The 420-nt window shown below is 66.2% G+C and carries 1 protein-coding gene; it reads left to right on the top strand.

From position 1 onward, the window contains the following. On the top strand, positions 1–420 hold a 420-nt coding region (locus EOA38_RS38750; RefSeq protein ID WP_189435290.1), incomplete at both ends, for an FAD-dependent oxidoreductase.

The following is a 420-nucleotide window of genomic DNA, read 5'->3' as shown; positions in this document are numbered from 1 at the left end:
GGCCAAGCATCATGTCGTTGTCGTCGGCGCGGGCTTCGGCGGTCTCGAACTGACCCGCGCGCTGGCCGCAGCGCCGGTGCGCATCACCATGATCGACAAGCGCAATCATCACCTGTTCCAGCCGCTGCTTTACCAGGTGGCGACCACCTCGCTGGCCACTTCGGAGATCGCCTGGCCGATCCGGCATCTGCTGCGCAAGCGCAAGGACGTTACGACGCTACTGGGCAATGTCACCGGTATCGACCGCCAGGCCAAGCGCGTATTGCTCGATGATGGCAGCGCCGTCGCCTACGACACGCTGGTGCTCGCCACCGGCGCGCGCCACGCCTATTTCGGCCACGACGAATGGGAGCCTTTCGCGCCCGGACTGAAGACGCTCGAGGCCGCCACCGAAATCAGCCGCCGACGACGACCAGCGTC

This window comes from Mesorhizobium sp. M1E.F.Ca.ET.041.01.1.1, assembly GCF_003997355.1.
In the GTDB taxonomy this organism is placed as follows: Bacteria; Pseudomonadota; Alphaproteobacteria; order Rhizobiales; family Rhizobiaceae; genus Mesorhizobium.
This window is presented reverse-complemented; position numbering and strand designations above follow the sequence as displayed.